Origin of the sequence: Pseudomonas sp. TH04 (assembly GCF_016651355.1) — a bacterium.
In the GTDB taxonomy this organism is placed as follows: domain Bacteria; phylum Pseudomonadota; class Gammaproteobacteria; order Pseudomonadales; family Pseudomonadaceae; genus Aquipseudomonas; species Aquipseudomonas fluorescens.
The window spans coordinates 3823429-3843050 of record NZ_JAEKEA010000001.1; the positions used below are offsets into that span (position 1 = coordinate 3823429).

Annotated in this window: 18 protein-coding genes and 1 other RNA gene; 8 read left to right on the plus strand and 11 right to left on the minus strand. The window is 60.7% G+C overall.

Going from position 1 to position 19622, the window contains the following annotated elements; translation table 11 throughout:
* The first annotated feature begins 131 nt into the window (after positions 1–131).
* Genes JFT85_RS17070 through JFT85_RS17080 form a run of 3 tightly spaced genes read left to right on the plus strand, consistent with a single transcriptional unit; the run spans position 132 to position 4629 of the window.
* Positions 132–2135: an acyltransferase family protein gene (locus JFT85_RS17070; RefSeq protein WP_201230197.1), complete on the plus strand. Its 2004-nt coding sequence runs from the start codon at positions 132–134 to the stop codon at positions 2133–2135.
* 59 nt (positions 2136–2194) lie between these two features.
* Positions 2195–3661, plus strand: coding sequence for a 4-hydroxy-3-polyprenylbenzoate decarboxylase (ubiD, locus tag JFT85_RS17075; RefSeq protein ID WP_053258591.1), 1467 nt, complete (start codon positions 2195–2197; stop codon positions 3659–3661).
* Positions 3661–4629 carry a CDP-6-deoxy-delta-3,4-glucoseen reductase gene (locus tag JFT85_RS17080; protein WP_053258590.1) on the plus strand — a complete coding sequence of 323 codons (969 nt, stop codon included), beginning with the start codon at positions 3661–3663 and terminating at the stop codon, positions 4627–4629. Before ubiD ends, JFT85_RS17080 begins: the two co-directional genes overlap by 1 nt.
* 62 nt (positions 4630–4691) lie before the next feature.
* On the opposite strand, the gene JFT85_RS17085 is transcribed toward JFT85_RS17080, so the two are convergent.
* Entirely contained in the window at positions 4692–5168 is a 477-nt protein-coding gene (locus JFT85_RS17085; RefSeq protein ID WP_053258589.1) for a hypothetical protein, read from the minus strand.
* Positions 5169–5454: 286 nt separating this feature from the next.
* Between JFT85_RS17085 and JFT85_RS17090 the strand changes: the two genes are divergently transcribed.
* Positions 5455–7842 carry a TonB-dependent receptor plug domain-containing protein gene (locus tag JFT85_RS17090; protein WP_053258588.1) on the plus strand — a complete coding sequence of 796 codons (2388 nt, stop codon included), beginning with the start codon at positions 5455–5457 and terminating at the stop codon, positions 7840–7842.
* A gap of 26 nt (positions 7843–7868) precedes the next feature.
* The gene (locus JFT85_RS17095) at positions 7869–8522 is read left to right on the plus strand and encodes a gamma-glutamylcyclotransferase (protein WP_053258587.1); all 654 of its coding nucleotides are present in this window, start codon (positions 7869–7871) and stop codon (positions 8520–8522) included.
* Here the strand turns inward: JFT85_RS17095 and glpT are convergent.
* Positions 8519–9856 carry a glycerol-3-phosphate transporter gene (gene glpT / locus JFT85_RS17100; RefSeq protein ID WP_053258586.1) on the minus strand — a complete coding sequence of 446 codons (1338 nt, stop codon included), beginning with the start codon at positions 9854–9856 and terminating at the stop codon, positions 8519–8521. The genes JFT85_RS17095 and glpT overlap by 4 nt on opposite strands.
* A gap of 292 nt (positions 9857–10148) precedes the next feature.
* Positions 10149–11126: an NADPH:quinone oxidoreductase family protein gene (locus JFT85_RS17105; protein ID WP_073636702.1), complete on the minus strand. Its 978-nt coding sequence runs from the start codon at positions 11124–11126 to the stop codon at positions 10149–10151.
* 150 nt (positions 11127–11276) lie between these two features.
* On the opposite strand from JFT85_RS17105, the gene JFT85_RS17110 reads away from it, so the two are divergent.
* A complete protein-coding gene (locus tag JFT85_RS17110; protein WP_053258584.1) occupies positions 11277–11684 on the plus strand; it encodes a flagellar basal body-associated protein FliL in 408 nt (135 codons plus the stop codon).
* Positions 11685–11828: 144 nt separating this feature from the next.
* Here the strand turns inward: JFT85_RS17110 and JFT85_RS17115 are convergent, their stop codons facing one another.
* The 4 genes from JFT85_RS17115 to JFT85_RS17130 all read right to left on the minus strand — a co-directional run bounded on the left by JFT85_RS17115 (position 11829) and on the right by JFT85_RS17130 (position 17145).
* Positions 11829–12947 carry an ABC transporter permease gene (locus tag JFT85_RS17115; RefSeq protein ID WP_053258583.1) on the minus strand — a complete coding sequence of 373 codons (1119 nt, stop codon included), beginning with the start codon at positions 12945–12947 and terminating at the stop codon, positions 11829–11831.
* Positions 12947–15664: a ribosome-associated ATPase/putative transporter RbbA gene (rbbA, locus tag JFT85_RS17120; protein WP_201230199.1), complete on the minus strand. Its 2718-nt coding sequence runs from the start codon at positions 15662–15664 to the stop codon at positions 12947–12949. The genes JFT85_RS17115 and rbbA overlap by 1 nt, the downstream gene beginning before the upstream one ends.
* A complete protein-coding gene (locus JFT85_RS17125) occupies positions 15661–16626 on the minus strand; it encodes an HlyD family secretion protein (RefSeq protein WP_201230201.1) in 966 nt (321 codons plus the stop codon). Before JFT85_RS17125 ends, rbbA begins: the two co-directional genes overlap by 4 nt.
* 69 nt (positions 16627–16695) lie before the next feature.
* Complete coding sequence (locus JFT85_RS17130; protein WP_053258581.1) at positions 16696–17145, minus strand: EVE domain-containing protein; 450 nt, start codon at positions 17143–17145, stop codon at positions 16696–16698.
* Between the two features lie 194 nt (positions 17146–17339).
* Here JFT85_RS17130 and JFT85_RS17135 point away from each other — a divergent pair, with 194 nt between their 5' ends.
* Complete coding sequence (locus JFT85_RS17135; RefSeq protein ID WP_096236759.1) at positions 17340–17489, plus strand: hypothetical protein; 150 nt, start codon at positions 17340–17342, stop codon at positions 17487–17489.
* A gap of 7 nt (positions 17490–17496) precedes the next feature.
* Here JFT85_RS17135 and JFT85_RS17140 read toward each other — a convergent pair whose 3' ends face one another.
* The 4 genes from JFT85_RS17140 to JFT85_RS17155 form a co-directional block, all read right to left on the minus strand.
* Positions 17497–18126 carry a 5-formyltetrahydrofolate cyclo-ligase gene (locus JFT85_RS17140; RefSeq protein ID WP_201230909.1) on the minus strand — a complete coding sequence of 210 codons (630 nt, stop codon included), beginning with the start codon at positions 18124–18126 and terminating at the stop codon, positions 17497–17499.
* A gap of 58 nt (positions 18127–18184) precedes the next feature.
* A non-coding RNA gene (gene ssrS / locus JFT85_RS17145) (6S RNA) lies at positions 18185–18363 on the minus strand.
* Between the two features lie 30 nt (positions 18364–18393).
* On the minus strand, positions 18394–18711 hold the full coding sequence (locus JFT85_RS17150; protein WP_005792389.1) for a cell division protein ZapA: 318 nt from the start codon (positions 18709–18711) through the stop codon (positions 18394–18396).
* Positions 18708–18917, minus strand: a complete 210-nt coding sequence (locus JFT85_RS17155; RefSeq protein ID WP_003177365.1) for a TIGR02449 family protein — start codon at positions 18915–18917, stop codon at positions 18708–18710. The genes JFT85_RS17150 and JFT85_RS17155 overlap by 4 nt, the downstream gene beginning before the upstream one ends.
* 138 nt (positions 18918–19055) lie before the next feature.
* On the opposite strand from JFT85_RS17155, the gene JFT85_RS17160 reads away from it, so the two are divergent.
* Positions 19056–19613: a YecA/YgfB family protein gene (locus tag JFT85_RS17160; RefSeq protein ID WP_053258579.1), complete on the plus strand. Its 558-nt coding sequence runs from the start codon at positions 19056–19058 to the stop codon at positions 19611–19613.
* Positions 19614–19622: the final 9 nt, after the last annotated feature.

Consider the following 19622-nt stretch of genomic DNA (forward strand, 5'->3'; position numbering starts at 1 on the left):
TGGCGCCCTTTGTGGCGCCATTTTTTTTGCATCGAAAAAGAGAGATTTGTGCGCTAATAGTGTCAGTTAAGAAACAAAAAGGTGGGTGCGGATACACTCACCTCCATCCGAATCAGGCTGATCGACGATTTATGACCGCTCTTGCTTACCGAAGGGACATTGATGGCTTGCGCGCCATCGCTGTCCTGGCTGTTGTGCTGTTTCATTTTGGAGTACCTGGCGTTACTGGCGGTTTTGTCGGCGTTGACGTGTTCTTCGTGATTTCAGGGTTCCTGATCACCTCGATCATCTGGCGCGAACGTCAAGCCGGGCATTTCAGTTTTGTGGAATTTTGGGCGCGGCGGGCCCGGCGTATCCTGCCGGCGTTGATTGTGATGATGTCCGCATCATTGGTCGTCGGCTGGTTTTTGATGGCGCCCAAAGACTACTCAGAGTTGGGGCGGTCGATACACAACCAGGTGATCTTCATCTCCAATCTGTTCTTCATGCGTCAGGACGGTTACTTCGACACGGCCTCCGACATGAAGCCCATGTTGCACACCTGGTCGCTGTCGGTTGAAGAGCAGTTCTACATTGCCTTTCCACTCTTGCTGGCGTTGCTGTCGAGCCGGCTGAAGCAATGGCGTGGCGCCTTGTTTGTGTTGCTGCTGGTGTCATTTGCGGCGAGCGTATGGGCGGTGTCTCGGGAACCGGACAAGGCGTTCTTCCTGCTGCCCATGCGAGCCTGGGAATTGTTGGCCGGTTCCATGCTGGCCGTCATGCCGGTGCCCGCTCGGCGGGCAAGCCCGATGCTGGCGCAAGGCGTCAGCCTGCTCAGCCTTGGCCTGATTATGGTGGCGGTATTTGGTTACGACGACCGCACCGCTTTCCCAGGGGCGGCCGCTTTGTTGCCCGTATTGGGGGTGGTGGGGCTGATTTGGGCCAACGGCCAGCAACCAACGTGGGCAGGGCGGTTGCTGGGCAGTCGCGTGCTGGTGGGTATTGGGCTGATTTCCTATTCCTGGTACCTGTGGCACTGGCCGGTGCTGGTGTTTGGCAAGTACGCCAGTATCTTTGGCCTGTCGTCCTGGGAGCTTGTGGCTCTGTTCGTTGTGAGCCTGGTGTTGGGTTATGCCTCCTGGCGGTTTGTCGAAGGGCCGTTCCGTGAGCGGCGCCTGCTGGCAGGCCGCAGGTCGATTCTGGTCGCGGGTTTCCTTGGGCTTGCCAGCCTGGGCCTGGTCGGCAAAAGCCTGGTTTGGTCGGATGGTTTTGCATCGCGGCTGCCGCCCCAGGCATTGCAATACGCCCAGGCGCGTACCTGGAGCCCCACACTCATGAGTTGCCTGTCGGACGACAAGAAAGACCCGCACCGTAAGCTGTGCCATTTTGGTCCACCGGCGAACTCGGCCCGTGCAATCGTCTGGGGTGACAGCCATGCCTCGGCGCTGATTCCGGCGTTGAAAGATGGGGCCAGCAAGTACGACTTCAGCATCACCCAGGCCGGTTATGCTGGCTGTCTGCCTTTTTACAGGAAAGAAAATACCCCAGGCTGCAGTGCGTTCAACGAGCGCGTCACCCGGTTGTTGAGCCAGGAACAGTTCAGTGATGTGGTGTTGGTCGCGCGCTGGAGCCTCTACGTTTATGGCCAGCACTCCGGTGATACAGGCGCGTCGATCCATGACCCGGAGACGGGCAAGTATGACCGTGCTATTGCCGAGCGATTGTTCTCCGAGGGGTTGAGGGCGTTGGTGCAGCAACTCCGTGCCGGCGGCCACCGAGTCTGGTTGGTCAAGGAGGTGCCGCTGCAGGATTTCAATGTGCCTTATCGACTCAGTCGCCTGGCGATGTTGGGTCGCCCGACCGACCGAGAAGGCTTGCCACTGGCCGAACACGTCCAGCGACAGGCCTATATCAGCAGCGTTTTTGCGCAAATCGCCGCGGCTGACTCGGGAATCCAGCTCCTGGACCCGGCGCCGACGCTGTGTGCTGCCAACGGTTGGTGTCGGGTCGAACTGGGGGGCCAGTCGCTGTATACCGATGACAATCACCTTTCAAGCGTGGGCACGCGGTATGTGGAGGGGTTCCTTGAACCCCTCTTCCGCAGCTTGCGCCATGCATCCGTTGAGTCGGATGTGAGTCGCAATGACGTGCAATAAGCTGCCAGCGCTCGTAAGAGCAGGTAGGATGTACGCCTATTTTACGGGTGGCATGGTTAATGAAATTCAAGGATCTTCGGGATTTCGTGCAGCAACTTGAGCAGCGCGGAGAGTTGAAACGTATCCAGGTGCCGATTTCCCCGGTGCTGGAAATGACTGAGATTTGCGACCGTACCTTGCGTAACAAGGGCCCGGCGCTGCTCTTCGAAAACCCGACCGGCTTTGATATCCCGGTGCTCGGCAACCTGTTCGGCACCCCCGACCGCGTGGCCTTTGGCATGGGCGCCGAGTCGGTCAGCGAACTGCGCGAGATCGGCAAGCTGCTGGCCTTCCTCAAGGAGCCCGAGCCACCCAAGGGCTTGAAGGATGCCTGGTCGAAACTGCCGATCTTCCGCAAGATCATTGCCATGGCCCCTAAAGTGGTCAAGGACGCGGTGTGCCAGGAAGTGGTCATCGAGGGTGATGATGTCGACCTCGCCATGCTGCCGGTGCAGACCTGCTGGCCCGGCGATGTCGGCCCGCTGATCACCTGGGGCCTGACCGTCACCAAGGGCCCGAACAAAGATCGCCAGAACCTGGGCATCTACCGTCAGCAAGTGATCGGCCGTAACAAAGTGATCATGCGTTGGCTGAGCCACCGTGGCGGCGCACTGGACTTCCGTGAGTGGTGCGAAAAACATCCTGGCAAGCCGTTCCCGGTGTCCGTAGCCTTGGGCGCCGACCCGGCGACCATCCTCGGCGCCGTGACCCCGGTGCCCGATAGCCTGTCCGAATATGCCTTCGCCGGCCTGCTGCGTGGCAACCGCACCGAGCTGGTGAAGTGCCGTGGCAACGACCTGCAAGTGCCAGCCACCGCTGAAATCATCCTCGAAGGCGTGATTCATCCGGGCGAAATGGCCGATGAAGGCCCTTACGGCGACCACACCGGCTACTACAACGAAGTCGACAGCTTCCCGGTGTTCACCGTCGAGCGCATCACCCACCGGATCAAACCGATCTACCACAGCACCTACACCGGCCGTCCGCCGGATGAGCCGGCCATTCTCGGTGTGGCGCTGAACGAAGTGTTCGTGCCGATCCTGCAAAAGCAGTTCCCGGAAATTACCGACTTCTACCTGCCGCCCGAGGGCTGCTCGTACCGCATGGCCATCGTGACCATGAAGAAGTCGTACCCAGGCCATGCCAAGCGGGTAATGCTCGGCGTGTGGTCGTTTTTGCGACAGTTCATGTACACCAAGTTCGTTATTGTCACCGACGACGACATCAATGCCCGGGACTGGAACGACGTGATCTGGGCCATTACCACGCGCATGGACCCCAAGCGCGACACGGTGATGATCGACAACACGCCGATCGACTACCTGGACTTTGCTTCGCCGGTGTCGGGCCTGGGCTCGAAGATGGGCCTGGATGCCACGCACAAATGGCCGGGTGAAACCACCCGCGAGTGGGGTCGGGTGATCGTCAAGGATGAAGCCGTGACCGCGCGCGTCGATGCGATCTGGAAAGAATTGGGAATAGATTGATGCGTGTAACCCTGCAACCTTCCGGCGCGGTACTGGAGCTGGTCCCTGGCGAACGAATCCTCGAAGGCGCTCGCCGCCTGGGCTACGAGTGCCCGCAGGCGTGCCGTAATGGCGTGTGCCATGTGTGCGCTGCGCTGCTGGTGGAGGGCCGGGTGCAGCAAGCCGGCGAAGTGCGCGACCATGGTGAGTTCTACACCTGTATCGCCGAACCGCTGGAAGATTGCGTTGTGCTGTGGGATGGCGTGTTGGCGCCGGGAGAGTTGCCGTTGCGCAAGTTGTCGTGCCAATTGAGTGAGTGCGTGGAAGTCGGTGGCGATGTGTGGCGCGTGCGCCTGCGCGCGCCGGCCGGTAAAGCGCTGCGTTACCACGCCGGGCAATACTTGATGATCGAACGGGACAACGGCGAGAAGTCGGCGTTTTCGCTGGCGTCGGCGCCCCACGCCGGGCGCGAGCTGGAACTGCATGTGCTGGTGCGCGAGGACAGTGCGCGCAACCTTATCGAGCAGTTGCAGCGCAACCAGATGGCCCGTATTGAACTGCCGTTTGGTGATACGCACTTGGCTGAACTGCCGGACGGGCCGCTGGTGCTGATCGCCGCCGGTACGGGCATGGCGCAGATGCACAGCCTGATCGAGCATTGCCGCGCCTCGGGCTTCAAGCACCCGGTGCACCTGTATTGGGGCGTGCGCCGCCCGGAAGACTTCTACGAAATCGAACACTGGGACCAATGGCAGCAACTGCCCAACCTGTTCCTGCACAAAGTGGTCAGCGACCTGTGCGGTTGGGAAGGGCGTTGCGGGCTGCTGCATGAGGCTGTGTGTGAAGACATCAGCGACCTCAAGGCCGTGCATGTCTACGCCAGTGGTTCGCCGGCGATGATCTACGGCACGCTGGACGCATTGGTCGACGCCGGCATGGATGCGCATCAGATGCGCGCTGATGTGTTTGCCTACGCGCCGCGCCCTTGAACCCTTGAGCTGAACCCGTGCGGGAGCAGGCAAGCCCGCTCCCACATAGGTAGGCGGCGTTCTTAGAAACGAACGCCTGCCGTCAGCATTGCCGCATTGAAGCCCAGCAACACCAGCTCGCTGGTCACCGGGCCGAAGTGGACTCCCACAGACGGAATGATCGCCGGTGCCACGCCGTAACGGTTGAGCGGGATTTTGTCCCGATACTTGCCGCGATAGCCCTGCAGTGCGCCTGCGGTCACTTTCACGTAAAACGGCGAATCGACAATATCGAAGCGCTTGCCGGCGTAGACGTAGTACGAACGCTGGCTGAACGAGTTGCGAAACGTCGCCCCGCCATACACCAGCCCTGACGCCTCGTTGCGCTCCAGGTTGATCAAATCCTGATTGTTATTGTGTTGTGAGTCCGGTGAAAAGTGCCGGGTGTAGAGGCTTGTCTGGGCGTACCAGAAGCCTTTGTCGTTTTCGGTGACAGCCTCAGAGGCCAAGGCGCTGGCGGCGTGTGCCAACAGCAGCAGGCCGCAATAAAAGTATTTCATGGTTCGACCTCGATAGTCGTTCGGATAGGCGGCTAATGTGGGGTCGCTAACGTCGTCAGTTTGGCGGTAAACGTCCTGCATGGCCTGAACCTGCGCTGAAAGCTCGGGCGCCTATGCTTATTCATTTACGGTATTACTGATGTAGGGAAAATCTCATTAAGCTATAAGCAACGGACTACCGACTATCTGCCGATAACCACTCACTGACCGCCACCGCCCGCCAGCCGGATCGATCGTACGAACTCAGAGCATTGAAGTTCTGATTGTTGATTCTTAGGGGAGCGGTATGGGGAGCAATCAAAAACACACGCTGTACTCAGCGATTTTGTCGGCCAATTTGCTGACCGCTGTGGGATTCAATCCAGTGCTTGCGAGCGAAACTGTTACCGCCGACGCACCAAAACTCGACACCGTGATCGTCACCGGCACCCGCACCCAAGAGCGCACCGCCAGTGCTTCGCTGTCACCCATCGACGTGATATCCGGCGATACCCTGCGCAGCACTGGCTCGGATGAACTGGGTGCGGTGTTGGCACGCCTGATTCCGTCGATCAATTTCCCGCGCCCAAGCCTGGTGGATGGCGCCGAACTGGTGCGCCCGGCGCAGTTGCGCGGCTTGTCGCCGGACCAGGTGTTGGTGCTGGTCAACGGCAAACGCCGCCACACCAGTGCTTTCGTCAACCTGGGCGGGGCGGTGGGGCGCGGTTCGGCGCCGGCGGATTTGAATGCCATCCCGCTGTCGGCGGTCGACCATATCGAAGTGCTGCGCGATGGCGCGTCGGCGCGTTATGGCTCGGACGCGATTGCCGGGGTGATCAACGTGATCCTCAAGCACGACGACCACGGCGGCTCAGTCTCGACCAAGTTCGGCGAGTACAAGAAGGGCGACGGCATCCAGCGCAACGTCAGCGGCAATACCGGGTTTGCCTTGGGTGACAACGGCTTTATCAACGTCTCGGGCGAGGGTGCCGACAACGACTACACCAACCGCGCCGGTGACGATTTCCGTCCTGGCAGCGTGGGTTCCACCACCTATGGCCAGCGCGTGTTCCGTCAGGGCGAGCCGGCCACCAATGAAGGCAAATTCCAGTTCAACTCCGAATATTCCTTCAACGATGCGGCCGAGTTCTACACCTTCGGCGGCTACAGCAAGCGCCGTGGCGAGACAGCAGCGTTCTATCGGGCGAGCAACGCGTCCAACAACATCCCGGCGCTGAACCCCAATGGCTATCTGCCGCTGATCAAGGGCAACCTGGAAGACACGTCCTTGGTGGTCGGTCTGCGCGGCTTGCTGGCCTACGATTGGCATTACGACCTGTCGGCCAACTACGGCAAGAACCAGTACGAACTGGGCACCGAAACCATCAACACCTCACTCGGCCTGGCCACGCCGCGCAAATTTAACAACGGCACCTTGAGCAACGATCAGCGCCAGGTCAGCCTGGACCTGTCCCGTGAGTTCGACGTGGGCTTCCTGCCTTACCCGGTGTCGGTGGCTTTTGGCGGCGAATACCTGCGCCAGGGTTATGAAATCGACGCCGGCGACCCGGCGTCCTACTACCAGACCGGCAGCTCGGGCCTGGGTGGTTTCCGTGATGCCGATGCCGGCAGCAGTTCACGGCATAACTGGGCCCAGTACCTGGACCTGGAAACCAACTTCACCGAAAAGCTCAGCGCGTCGGCCGCCGTGCGTCATGAGGACTACAGCGACTTTGGCTCCAATGTCAGCGGCTCGCTGTCGGCCCGCTATGACTTCACCCCGCAAGTGGCCTTGCGCGGCAGCATCTCCAACGGCTTTCGTGCGCCTTCCCTGGCCCAGCAGAACTTTGCCTACACCTCGTCACAGTTGATCGGCAGCACCATTCAGGAGGCCGGCACCTTCCCGGCGAACAGCCAGGTGGCCCGCTTGCTGGGCGCCGAAGACCTGAAAGCCGAGAAGTCGCGTAACTACAGCCTTGGCCTGGTGCTCGAACCTGCCGATGACCTGACCGTGACACTCGACGTGTACCGCATCGACATCCGCGACCGCATCAGCCTGTCGTCCAACCTCAATCTCAACCCGGCCACCATTGCCTACCTGCAAGCCAACGGTGTCGGCAACATCAACTACACCAGTGCCCGCTATTTCACCAACGCCACCGACACCCGTACCGACGGCGTCGATCTGGTGGCCAACTACCGTTACTCGTTCGACAATGGCATCCGCTGGAACAGCACGGTTGGCTACAACTACAACCACACGAAGGTGACGGACGTGAAGGCCAACCCGGCCATTCTCGACAGCCTGGGCGCCAACCTGGTGCGGGTGGACCGCCGCGAGCGTATCGGTTTGCTCGGCGACACCACTCCTCAGCACAAGCTGAGCCTGGGTAACGATTTCACCTATGGCCGCTGGGCACTGCACAGCAATCTGGTGCGCTACGGCGAATTCACCAGTTACCAGGCGGACACAATCAACGACCAGACCTTCAAGGCGGCCTGGGTACTGGACCTGTCGGCGGACTACACGCTCAAGAGCTGGACCTTCACCCTGGGCGGCGACAACGTCACCGATAAATACCCGGAGAAGGTCAATGCCTACGCCAGCAGCGGTGGCAACCTCGCCTATAGCACTTTTTCGCCGTACGGTTACAGCGGCGCGTTTTATTACGGTAAAGTTGCTTACAACTGGTAACACGCAGGAGACCTAAGCGATCCGCCATGACCGTTATTGAAACCGATCTGTTGCAATTGGCTTACCCTCCGCGGCTCGATCTGGGGCCGCAACTGACTCACGAGCAATTAATGAGTTCGATGCAGGCCACCATGGCCAAGCATAAGGGGGGGCCGGTCTGGCTATTCGCTTATGGTTCGCTGATCTGGCGTCCGGAATGCTCGTCGACCCAGCGCATGCGTGCACGGGTTCACGGTTATCACCGGGGCTTGTACCTGTGGTCACACGAGCATCGAGGCACGCCGGAGTCACCGGGGTTGGTGTTCGGCCTGGATCGCGGCGGTTCTTGCAGCGGGTTTGCCTACCGTTTGCCGGAAGACCAGCTTGAGGCCTCGCTGTATGCCTTGTGGCAGCGTGAGATGCCTTACCCGTCGTACCGGCCGCACTGGCTCAGTTGCCGCTTGGAAGATGGCAGCCAGGTACAGGCGTTGGGGTTTGTGCTGGAGCGGCACTTGCCCAGCTATGCCGGCAACCTGCCCGATATCGTGCTTAATCACGTGTTGGAAAGCGCTTGCGGGCGTTACGGCACCACTCGCGATTATGTCGAGCAGACCGTGAACGCCCTGCGTAGCCACGCCATGCCAGATAAAAACCTGGAGGCGCGGCTCAAGCGTTGTGCCAAAGACTGCGGCGGGAATTAACGCGCCGAGCTTACGCTGTTGGTGTGCCACAGCGTTGGGATCAGGAACGCAATCGCCAGCAGGCATGCGCCCACCAGCAACACAAAACCACCGTCCCAGCCGAAGTGGTCCACGGTGTAGCCCATGGCCGCACTGGCTGCCACCGAACCACCCAGATAACCGAACAGGCCTGTGAAGCCCGCAGCGGTGCCCGCCGCTTTTTTCGGTGCCAACTCCAGCGCCTGCAGGCCGATCAGCATCACCGGGCCGTAGATCAGGAAGCCGATGGAGAACAACGCGATCATGTCGACCATCGGGTTGCCTGGCGGGTTGAGCCAGTAAACCAGGGTCGCCACGGTGACCAACGCCATGAACACGATGCCGGTCAGGCCTCGGTTGCCACGGAAGATCTTGTCCGACATCCAGCCGCACAGCAGCGTGCCCGGAATGCCCGCCCACTCGTAGAAGAAGTACGCCCACGAGGTTTTATCCACGTCGAAGTGCTTGGCTTCCTTAAGGTAAGTCGGCGCCCAGTCCAATACGCCGTAGCGCAGCAGGTAAACGAAGACGTTGGCGAAGGCGATGTACCAGAGCATTTTGTTGCGCAGCACGTACTTGACGAAGATTTCCTTGGCGCTGAATTCGTCTTCGTGGCTGGCGTTGTAGCCTTCCGGGTAGTCGTTCTTGTATTGCTCGATAGGCGGCAGGCCGACCGATTGCGGGGTGTCGCGCATGGTGATGAAGGCAAACGCCGCCACTGCCAATGCCACGGTCGCCGGCACATAGAACGCTGCGTGCCAGTCGTTGAACCACGCCATGCCCAGCAGGAACAGCGGGCCGATCAGGCCGCCGCCGACGTTGTGCGCCACGTTCCACACCGACACCACACCGCCGCGTTCTTTCTGCGACCACCAGTGCACCATGGTGCGTCCACTTGGCGGCCAGCCCATGCCCTGAGCCCAGCCGTTGATGAACAGCAGAATGAACATCATGGTCACGCTGGACGTTGCCCAAGGTGCGAAACCGAAAATGAACATCACGCCCGCCGATATCAGCAGGCCGAAGGGCAGGAAATAGCGTGGGTTGGAGCGGTCGGACACCAGGCCCATCAAGAACTTGGACAAGCCGTAGGCGATCGCAATGGCCGACATCGCCAGGCCCAGCTCACCCCGGGTGTAACCCTCGTCGATCAAGTACGGCATGGCCAGCGAGAAGTTTTTGCGCAGCAGGTAATACCCGGCGTAACCGAAGAAAATACCGGCGAAGATCTGCCAGCGCAGTCGTCGGTAGGTACTGTCTATTTTTTCTTCAGGCAGGGGCGCCTGGTGTGCGGCAGGACGAAAGAAAGCAAACATTCAAGAGCTCCAAATTTCTTGTTTTGACTGCGGATGCGAATGTTACAGTTTCGTTACCGAAAATAGCATTGCCTCTTATCCGCAAACACAGGAAATTCGAGCGATTGCATGTTCTCTTACGAACATGTCGCGAATAGATAAGTGTGGGCCGTAATCAGCTTCTTCGAAGCACTGGAGATCAAAATGTGGGAGCTGGCTTGCCTGCGATTGCGGTCTGCCAGCTGCATTTGTTGGAGCTGACTCACCGCAATCGCAGGCAAGCCAGCTCCCACATTGACCGCGTTTCAAATCATTACCGGATCTGAACGACGACCTTACCCACCGCCTTGCGCTGCCCCAGGTCGTTGATCGCGTGGGCAGCCTGCTCCAGCGGATACACCTGCGACACCAACGGCTTCAACTTGCCCTCGGCGTACCACGTGAACAACTGCTGGAAGTTCGCCGCATTGTCCTGCGGCTGGCGCTGGGCGAACGAACCCCAGAACACTCCGACCACGGACGCACCCTTGAGCAGCGCCAGGTTCACCGGCAGCTCGGGAATGCGCCCGCTGGCAAAGCCCACCACCAACAGACGGCCGTTCCAGGCGATGCCACGCACCGCTTGGTCAAACAGATCGCCGCCGACCGGGTCGTAGATCACATCGACACCGTTGCCGTCGGTCAGGCGCTTGATTTCGTCCTTCAGGCTGGCTTCGCTGTAGTTGATCAACTCGTCCGCACCGGCGGCCTTGGCCACGGCCAGTTTGTCCGCACTGCTGGCAGCGGCGATTACCCGGGCGCCCATGGCTTTGCCGATTTCCACGGCCGCCAGGCCCACGCCACCGGAGGCACCGAGTACCAACAGGGTTTCGCCCGGTTGCAGGTTGGCCCTTTGTTTCAAGGCGTGCATCGAGGTGCCGTAGGTCATGCTGAAAGCTGCGGCGGTGTTGAAATCCATGCTCGGCGGGATTGGCAGCACGTTGTAGCCCGGCACGGCGACCTGCTCGGCAAAGCTGCCCCAGCCGGTCAGGGCCATGACCCGGTCGCCGACTTTCAAGTGGCTGACTTTTTCCCCGACTTCACTGACCACCCCGGCTGCTTCGCCACCCGGCGAGAACGGGAAGGGCGGTTTGAACTGGTATTTGCCCTCGATGATCAGGGTGTCCGGGAAATTGACCCCGGCCGCATGCACGTCCAACAGGATTTCGTTCTTCTTGATCGCCGGGCTGGCGATCTCTTCCAGCACCAGGGTTTCGGCGGGGCCGAAGGCTTTGCACAGCACAGCTTTCATCGGACTATTCCTTTTGGCGTCGTGGCCGATAAGTGTAGGAGGGTACGCCCGTGGGTCAACGAGCATGCCCGGGCCTGATAAGTCGCCATAAGCTTGTGCTCAGCCTTGCTAGCGTTATGCTACCCGGCAACCGAATTTGAGGAATGAACTGTGAAAGCGTGGATCCTGTTGATGCTCGCCCTGACCTTGCCGATGGCAGCCCAGGCCGAAGAAGCGAAAGAAGGCGAGGCACCCAAGGTCAGCTATTACAGCTTGAACCCGCCCTTCGTGGGCAACTACGGCCTGGATGGCACAACAAAACTCAAGGTGTTCAAGGCCGATATCGCCTTGCGTGTGACCGGCCCCGAAGCCCTGGCCGCGGTCAAAGCCAACGAGCCATTGATTCGTAACCAACTGGTGGGGCTGTTCACCCAGCAGACCAACGAAGCGATGAGTACGGTCGAAGGCAAAGAAAAACTGCGCCAGCAAGCCCTGAAGCAAACCCAGCAAGTCATGAACGACGAAACCGGCAAGCCGGTGGTGGAAGACCTGTTGTTCAACAACTTGATCATCCAGTAACGGGTCCTTGTGGCGAGCGGGCTTGCCCCGCGTTGGGTGGCGAAGCCGCCCGAAAACCATGCGCCTCGGTACACCTGAAACACTGTGGTGAAGTTGAAGGGGGCTGCTGCGCAGCCCAACGCGGGGCAAGCCCGTTCGCCACCGTTAAGAAGCCAGGCTTTTGCGAAACCTGGCCAATGCCACCGCAAAAAACACCAGGCCAATCGCCGCCAGCGCGAGCAAATCCGGCCACACCACACTCACGCCCGCATCCCGGAACAGAATCGCGGCGCTCAGGCTCACAAAGTGGGTCGACGGTGAGCCCTGCATCACCCACTGTAACCACTCGGGCATGCTGTCCAGCGGCGTGCTGCCACCGGAAAGCAACAGCATTGGGATGATCACCGGAATCGCCAGCAAACCGAATTGCGGCGTCGAGCGAGCAAGGGTGGCGAGGAAGATCCCCAGTGCGGTACTCGCAAACAGATACAGCGCGGTCACGAACAGGAACAGGCTCATGGACCCGGCCAGCGGCACGCCGAGCAAACCCTTGACCACCAGCTCCAGAGACAGCCACGTGCACAGCACCACCACCAGCATGTTGCTCCAGATTTTCGCCAGCATGATTTCCAGTGCGGTCAGGGGCAGTACCAATAAATGGTCGAGCGTGCCGTGCTCGCGCTCGCGCAGCAGTGCGGTGCCGGTCAGCACGATGGCCAGGATGGTGATGTTGTTGACGATCTGGATTACCGCCAGGAACCAACCGCCTTCCAGGTTGGTGTTGAACAGCGCCCGGGTGGTCAGCTGCGCGGGTAACGTCTGGCTGGACTCGGCCTGGCCGCTGTAGCTGAGCAACTCACGCTGGAAAATCCTGCCGATGTAGCCGGCCCCCATGAACGCCTGGCTCATCGCCGTGGCATCGACGTTCACCTGCACGCCCGGCTGACGCCCGGCCAACAGGTCGGCCTGGAAATTTGCCGGCACGTTGATCACGAAGGTGTACTCGCCGCTGTCCATGACCTTATCCAGTTGGTCATAGGCCAGCGGCGCGGGTGGTTGAAATTCCGGTGGCAGTAATGCTTCGGCCATCTGCCGGGACAGCGCGCTGTGGTCTTCATCGACAAAGGCCACGCTGGCGTTGTGCACGCCAATCACCGAGCCGGCGGCGGGCATGTAGATCGCGACGGTAAAGGCGTAGGCCAGAAACAGCAGCAGCACGCTGTCGTGGCGCAGGCTGGTGAGTTCCTTGATCCCCAGGCGCAGGATGTGAGCGAGCTTGTGCATCAGGCCTCCTGCTTTTTGAGCATGATTAAACTCAGCCCGGTGAACCCGATAAAAAACCCGAACAGCGCCAGGCACTGCGGCCACAACTGGCGCAGGTCGAGGGCTTTGGTGAAGGTGCCTACGGCGATATCCAGAAAGTGGCCAGCGGGGAACAGCGTGCCCATCACTGCGGCCGCACCGTCCAGGGACGAGCGCGGCACGATCAGCCCGGAGAATTGGATGGTCGGCAGGCTGGTGATGATCATGGTGCCGAGGATCGCCGCAATCTGAGTGCGGGTGAACGCTGAGATCAGCAGGCCCATGCTGGTGGTGGCCAGCACGTACAGCAGGCCGCCAAATGCCAGGGTCAACGCGCTGCCTTTAAACGGTACACCGAACAGCCAGCGGTTCATCGCCACCAGCAGCGCGAGGTTCACGAGGCTCACGGCCAGGTACGGCGCCTGTTTGCCGAGCAGGAATTCCAGGCGGGTCAGGGGTGTGGCGTAGAAGTTGGTGATCGAGCCCAGCTCTTTCTCGCGCACGATGCCCAGCGCGGTGAGCATCGCGGGGATAAATGCCAGGATCAGCGCCATCACGCCCGGGCCGATGGCATTCACGCTGACCACGTCCTGGTTGTAGCGAAAGCGCGTTTCGAGCTTGGCGGCGGCTTGGGTGTTCACGGGCAGGCTGCTCAGCGCGGCCAGTTGCTGGAGGTTGCCCTGATGCACGGCTTCCACGTAGTTACGGCTGGTTTCCGCGCGAAACGGCATGCCGCCGTCGAGCCACGCGGCGACGGTGGGTTGGCGGCCGGCGTAGAGGTCGCGGCCAAAACCGGGCGGGATTTGCAGCGCCAGTTTGATTTCCGAACGCTGCAGGCGACGGTGCAGTTCGTTTGCGTCGCGGATGGGCGCTTGTTCGGCGAAGTAGCGCGAGCTGCGAAAGGCTTCCAGGTAGGCACGGCTTTGCGGCGTCTGGTCCTGGTCGTAGACGGCGAAGGCGAGGTTTTCCACATCCAGGGAAATCCCGTAGCCGAAGATCACCATCATGAACATCGCCCCCAGCAGGGCGAAGGCCATGCGCACTTTGTCGCGCAGCAGCTCCTTGCCTTCGCGGCTGGCCACGGCCAACAGCCGAGCCGGGCTGAACCCGTGTTTGCTGACCGGCGGCGCGCTGGTTTCGCTGACGGTCGCGGCGGGCGCGGCGGGTTCGGGCTCGCCTTGGGCTTGCTGCAGGCAGGTGACGAAGGCCGCTTCCAGCGTGTCGCCGTGGAATTGTTGTTGCAGGGCTGCGGGTGTGTCGCAGGCCAGTACTCGGCCGGCGTGCATCAGCGAGATGCGGTCGCAGCGCTCGGCCTCGTTCATGAAGTGGGTGGACAGGAAAATGGTCACGCCCTGTTCGCGGGACAGCTCGATCAGCAATCGCCAGAAATCATCCCGCGCCGCCGGGTCGACGCCCGAGGTGGGCTCATCAAGGATCAGCACTTCGGGGCGATGCAACACGGCCACGGCCAATGAGAGGCGCTGACGCAGGCCAAGGGGCAGCTCGCCTGACGGCTGCTCGGCCACGTCGCCCAGATCGAAACGCTGAATCAACTCATCTATTCGCGGGCCGCTGTCGGCCTTGGGCAAATCGAACAGTTGCGCATGCAGCACCAGGTTCTGGCGCACGCTGAGTTCGCCGTACAGCGAGAAACTTTGCGACATGAAACCCACGCGCTTACGGGTCGCGAGGTCCTTGGCATTCACCGGGTTGCCGAGCAGCGTGGCGCTGCCCTCGGTGGCCGGCATCAGCCCGGTGAGGACTTTCATGGTGGTGGTTTTGCCGCAGCCGTTAGAGCCGAGGAAGCCGAAAATCTCGCCCCGGCCGATGGCAAAGCTGACCTTATCCACCGCCGTGAAATCACCAAAGCGCAGCGTCAGGTCGTGGGCTTCGATAGCGATATCAGTGTTGCCGCTTTCACGCGGTGGAATCACCAGCGGTTGATTGTTGTGGGCGCTGTCGCCCTGGAAGTGGGTGAAGGCCTCGTCCAGTTTGCCGCTGGGTGTGGCGGCCGCCAGCTCGCGGCTCAAGCCGTCGGCGATCAGTTTGCCGCGATCCAGCATCAGGCAATGTTCGAACTGTTCGGCCTCTTCCATGTAGGCCGTGGCCACCAGCAGCGTGAGCTGCGGGCGTTCGTGGCGTACGGTTTCGACCAGTTCCCAGAAGCGTCGACGCGACAGCGGGTCGACGCCGGTGGTGGGCTCGTCGAGGATCAGCAGGTCCGGGTCGTGGATCAGCGCGCAGCACAGGCCAAGTTTCTGCTTCATGCCACCGGACAGCTTGCCGGCCGGGCGCTCGGCGAAGCGTGCGAGGTCAGTGGCCAGCAGCAGGTTGTGCATGCGCTGCTCGCAATCGGCTTTCGACAGGCCGAACAGCGTGGCGAAGAAGCGGATGTTTTCGCTGATGGATAGCTCGGGATACAAGTTGCCGCCCAGGCCTTGGGGCATGAAGGCGATGCGTGGGTACAGGCTGTTGCGGTGGCGGCGGTCTTCGATAGAGCCACCGAGCACTTCCAGTTGCCCCGCCTGAAGCTTTTTAACCCCGGCGATCAACCCCAGCAGGCTGGACTTGCCCGCGCCATCCGGGCCGATCAAGCCGCAGCGGGTGCCGGCCGGCAAGCTGAAGGCGATGTCGATGAGTGCCTGTTGCTTGCCGTAACGGTGGTTGATCCCCGTGGCGTGCAGCGCCAGGGCGGTCATTTCAGGTTGGCCGGCCAGTCGATATCAGCCGTGCGCACGTAGCCGGCGCCGGGCATGCCCGGTTTGGCTTGCGGTACGGCACTGGGTTGAGTCAGGCGCAGCTTGACGCGGAACACCAGCTTCTGACGCTCGTCGCGGGTCTCGACCTCCTTGGGCGTGAACTGCGATTTGTCGGCGACAAAACTGATTTTCGCCGGCAGCGGTTGCTGGGGCAGGGCGTCGAGCAGGATGCGCGCGTCACTGCCGACGGTCAGGCGGCCGGTGATGGACGCGGGCAGGTACAGGTTCATGTACTGATCATTGGGATCAATCAGCAACAACACACGCCCGCCCGCGCCGAGCACTTCACCCGGCTCGGCCAGGCGTAACTGGATGATGCCGTCGATGGGCGCCCGCAGGCTGCTGTCGTCGATTTCGCTGGTGAGCTGGGCCACTTGGGCCTGGGCCGCGCCAATGGCGGCTTTCACCGCATTGACCTGAGCTTGCGCGGCAACCACGGCGGCGTTGCCGGTGTTCTGACGCGCTTGCTGCTGGTCGATCAACTGGCTGCTGGCGAAGCCGCGCTTATACAGTTCCTGGGTGCGCCTGAGTTCCTGGCCGGCCAGCAGTTGTTCACTCTGGCGCAGTTGCACGTTGGCCTCGGCGGCGGCGAAGTTTTCCTTGGCGCGCAGCACTTCGGCTTCGGCCTGGGCACGTTGGGCTTCGAGGGTGCGGGTGTCCATGCGCGCGAGCAATTGGCCCTTGAGCACCTTGTCACCTTCATCCACGCGCACCTCGGCCAGGCGCCCGGGGATCTTGGCGGCGATCTGCACTTCGGTGGATTCCAGGCGCCCATTGCCCATGCTCAAGCCTTCTGGCAGGCGGTCCTGGGTGGAACGCCAGTAACCGAAGCCACCGGCACCCAGCAACAGGGCGATCAGGGCAATAGCGAAAAGGCGCGACATATGGTGGTTCGTAGACATGGCTGCATCCTGCGGCATTAGCGTTCCAGTGTGACCGGTTTTCCCTCTGGGGGTCTTGATATCGATCAGTTAAAGCAAATGGATGATTGCGGCCCACTGCTCAGGCGTGACCGCCATGACCGAAAGCCGGCTGCCCTTTTGCACCAGGGGCAGTTCGGCAAGGGCGGTTTGTTGCTTCAGGTAGCCCAGGCCCAGCACGTTGGGGAAGGTTTTAACGTGTGCCACGTTGATCGCGCTCCATGGATTTTTTTCCGGGCTGGCCTTGGCGTCGAAATAATGGCTGTCCGGCTCCAGTGCGGTCGGGTCCGGGTAGGCAGCCTCGATGATTTTGCCGATACCGGCGATGCCGGGCTCGGGGCAGCTGGAGTGGTAAAAGAAGAACTCGTCACCCACCGCCATGGCGCGTAGAAAATTGCGCGCCTGGTAGTTACGAACCCCGTCCCAGCGCGCTTCGCCGAGCTTTTCCAGGCCGTTAATGGAGAGTTCGTCGGGCTCGGATTTCATCAGCCAGTAGGCCATTTTTACGCTCCAAAAAAAGGCATTGGATAAGTTGTCGGGCAATTCCATGACAAACCGACAGTCGGTTGGCGTCAAGGTTTGCGTGTTGGTTCACGTTACCGCAGAATGCCCGCTTTTAAGCTTGACGCAGCTGCAACGGACTACTTTGGAACGTTGTTGTCATCGTGTACGAGGTGCCTGAAGGGGGGCAATCGATGCAACGTAAACCGGATTTACTATGGATTTTGGTTATTTTGTTTGGTCTGGGCGTCGTGACCACCGGGTATGCGCAGAGCTTGTGGTCGAACAAGACCGATGCGCCCGTTGAACTGGCTCAGCAGCAGCCACACCCGTTCAAGCGTTAACACCTTTTCAAGGCGTCGTTGACTCCAGCGACGCTTCTGCGACATACCACTGCTTATCGGTGACGGTGCCCGCCAGTGGCACGTCCCAGCTCGCCTGCGCCAAGCGCTCGACTTTCTGACATTCATGGGCCAGCCCCAGCAGCGTCGGCTTGCGCCAGCTTTGGCGCCTGGCGAGGTAGGCCAGGCTGCGGTCATAAAACCCGCCGCCCATGCCCAGGCGCCCACCCACATCATCGAAGCCCACCAGCGGCAGCAGCACGAGATCGAGTGCCCATACCGGGCGCTGGCGATTGGCATTCACGCGCGGTTCAAGAATGCGAAAGCGGTTGGGCAACAACTTATCCCCAGGCCGAACACGCTGAAATACCATCTTGGTGCGCGGCCAGGCACTCAGCACCGGCAGGTAAGTGGCCTTGCCCCGGCGCTGAGCGGCGCGCAGCAGCAAGCGCGGATCGATTTCACCGTCCGTCGGTAGATACAAAGAGATATGTTTGGCGCGGCGAAACAGCGGTTGCTGTGCCAGTTGCCGATACAAGCCTTGGGCTGCCTTACGCTGTTCGCTCGGGGTCAGCTCGCGGCGGGCCTCGCGCAACATGCGTCGAAGTTGCGGGCGGGAAAGCGGCGCAGGTTCGGTCATGGTTTTTCGGCTCATAAAACAATGCCAGTCCTGGGACTGGCATTGAGTTTGGGAATTCAGGCTCCCCGACAGAGCCGCTGTCGACTTAGCCCTTGAACCCGAAAGTTCAAGGTGGAAGATGCAGTAGGCTTTAAGGCTTTCCGTCTAGCGGACATGCACACCAGCCCAACGTGCAACTTCCAGGGTAGTGCGAATCGGCTCAGGGACATCGCCGACTGGCAAACACGCCAGGGAGTGGGGCGAGTATACCTTAAACAGCGTTGGCAATCAGCCCTTGGGTGCGTCCGAATCAGTGGAAAGCACCAGATCCACGCGTTCCAGCAGGTCACGCACTTGCTCGCGCGTTGAGCCGCTGGCCTGAACGTCAGGCCGTTCCTGCTTATGCAGCAGATCGTGGGTGATGTTCAGCGCGGCCATCACGGCGATGCGGTCGGCACCGATGACTTTGCCGCTGCTGCGGATTTCACGCATTTTGCCATCCAGGTAGCGGGCAGCACTCACCAGGTTGCTGCGTTCTTCCTGGGGGCAGATGATCGAATATTCTTTGTCGAGGATCTGCACGGTAACGCTATTGCTTGAACTCATGAGTCTTGCTCCAGGGCCTTCAGGCGCGAAATCATCGATTCGACCTTACGCCGGGCGATTTCGTTTTTTTCAATGAGGTGAGCGCGTTCCTCGCGCCAGGTCTTTTCCTGAGCTAATAGGAGTCCGTTTTGACTCTTAAGTTGCTCGACCCGATCAATTAGCAATTCGAGTCTGGCCATCAGCGCTTGCAGGTCGGTGTCTTCCATTGGGTTCCACTGGATTTGTCTGATGAATGGCAACTGCAGGATAAACGATCTGACGCCCTTGATAGTCTTGGTACGTCTGCCGGTGCTAGGATACAGCGCTTCATTCTAGACATTGCGCCGTCTGGCGCCTAGCTCACCATGCCTATTCAGAACTCCCCGTACGACGCTTTTTCCAAACTGCTGAGCTCCAGCGGTCATCCTTGCTCGCCTGCCGAACTGCACGGCGTGTTGTTGGGCCGCAGCTGCACGGGTGTTGGCTTCGATGCCGACAACTGGCTGGCTGATGTGGCCGAGCTGCTGGAAACCGAACCGACCGAGAACGTGCGTAACGCGCTGATTGGCCTGCAAGAGATGGTCAAAGGCGAGCTGACCGGTGATGACGTCACCGTGGTCCTGCTGCTGCCGACCGACGACGCACCGCTTACCGAGCGCGCTGCCGCACTGGGCCAATGGTGCCAGGGTTTCCTCCACGGTTTCGGCGTGAACGCCAGCGGCCTGGAACTGAGCACTGATGCCAAAGAAGTGTTGCAAGACTTGGCGGCGATCTCCCAGGTGCAAGATGCCCTGGAAGAGTCCGAAGACGGCGAAGGCGACTATATGGAAGTAATGGAATACCTGCGCGTCGCGCCGCTGCTGCTGTTCACCGAGACCAAGAAGTCCGCTGAACCGGCTGCACCCAAGCCTTCGCTGCACTAAGAAAGGAAG

Bases quoted from the DNA above. Each gene is read 5' to 3' on its own strand.
- JFT85_RS17155 (WP_003177365.1), bottom strand. From the start codon at position 18,917: ATGGAAGACACCGACCTGCAAGCGCTGATGGCCAGACTCGAATTGCTA.
- JFT85_RS17150 (WP_005792389.1), bottom strand. From the start codon at position 18,711: ATGAGTTCAAGCAATAGCGTTACCGTGCAGATCCTCGACAAAGAATAT.
- glpT (WP_053258586.1), bottom strand. From the start codon at position 9,856: ATGTTTGCTTTCTTTCGTCCTGCCGCACACCAGGCGCCCCTGCCTGAA.
- JFT85_RS17095 (WP_053258587.1), top strand. From the start codon at position 7,869: ATGACCGTTATTGAAACCGATCTGTTGCAATTGGCTTACCCTCCGCGG.
- JFT85_RS17140 (WP_201230909.1), bottom strand. From the start codon at position 18,126: ATGACCGAACCTGCGCCGCTTTCCCGCCCGCAACTTCGACGCATGTTG.
- JFT85_RS17085 (WP_053258589.1), bottom strand. From the start codon at position 5,168: ATGAAATACTTTTATTGCGGCCTGCTGCTGTTGGCACACGCCGCCAGC.
- JFT85_RS17135 (WP_096236759.1), top strand. From the start codon at position 17,340: ATGCAACGTAAACCGGATTTACTATGGATTTTGGTTATTTTGTTTGGT.
- JFT85_RS17125 (WP_201230201.1), bottom strand. From the start codon at position 16,626: ATGTCTACGAACCACCATATGTCGCGCCTTTTCGCTATTGCCCTGATC.
- JFT85_RS17105 (WP_073636702.1), bottom strand. From the start codon at position 11,126: ATGAAAGCTGTGCTGTGCAAAGCCTTCGGCCCCGCCGAAACCCTGGTG.
- JFT85_RS17070 (WP_201230197.1), top strand. From the start codon at position 132: ATGACCGCTCTTGCTTACCGAAGGGACATTGATGGCTTGCGCGCCATC.
- JFT85_RS17160 (WP_053258579.1), top strand. From the start codon at position 19,056: ATGCCTATTCAGAACTCCCCGTACGACGCTTTTTCCAAACTGCTGAGC.
- JFT85_RS17115 (WP_053258583.1), bottom strand. From the start codon at position 12,947: ATGCACAAGCTCGCTCACATCCTGCGCCTGGGGATCAAGGAACTCACC.
- rbbA (WP_201230199.1), bottom strand. From the start codon at position 15,664: ATGACCGCCCTGGCGCTGCACGCCACGGGGATCAACCACCGTTACGGC.
- ubiD (WP_053258591.1), top strand. From the start codon at position 2,195: ATGAAATTCAAGGATCTTCGGGATTTCGTGCAGCAACTTGAGCAGCGC.
- JFT85_RS17130 (WP_053258581.1), bottom strand. From the start codon at position 17,145: ATGGCCTACTGGCTGATGAAATCCGAGCCCGACGAACTCTCCATTAAC.
- JFT85_RS17090 (WP_053258588.1), top strand. From the start codon at position 5,455: ATGGGGAGCAATCAAAAACACACGCTGTACTCAGCGATTTTGTCGGCC.
- JFT85_RS17080 (WP_053258590.1), top strand. From the start codon at position 3,661: ATGCGTGTAACCCTGCAACCTTCCGGCGCGGTACTGGAGCTGGTCCCT.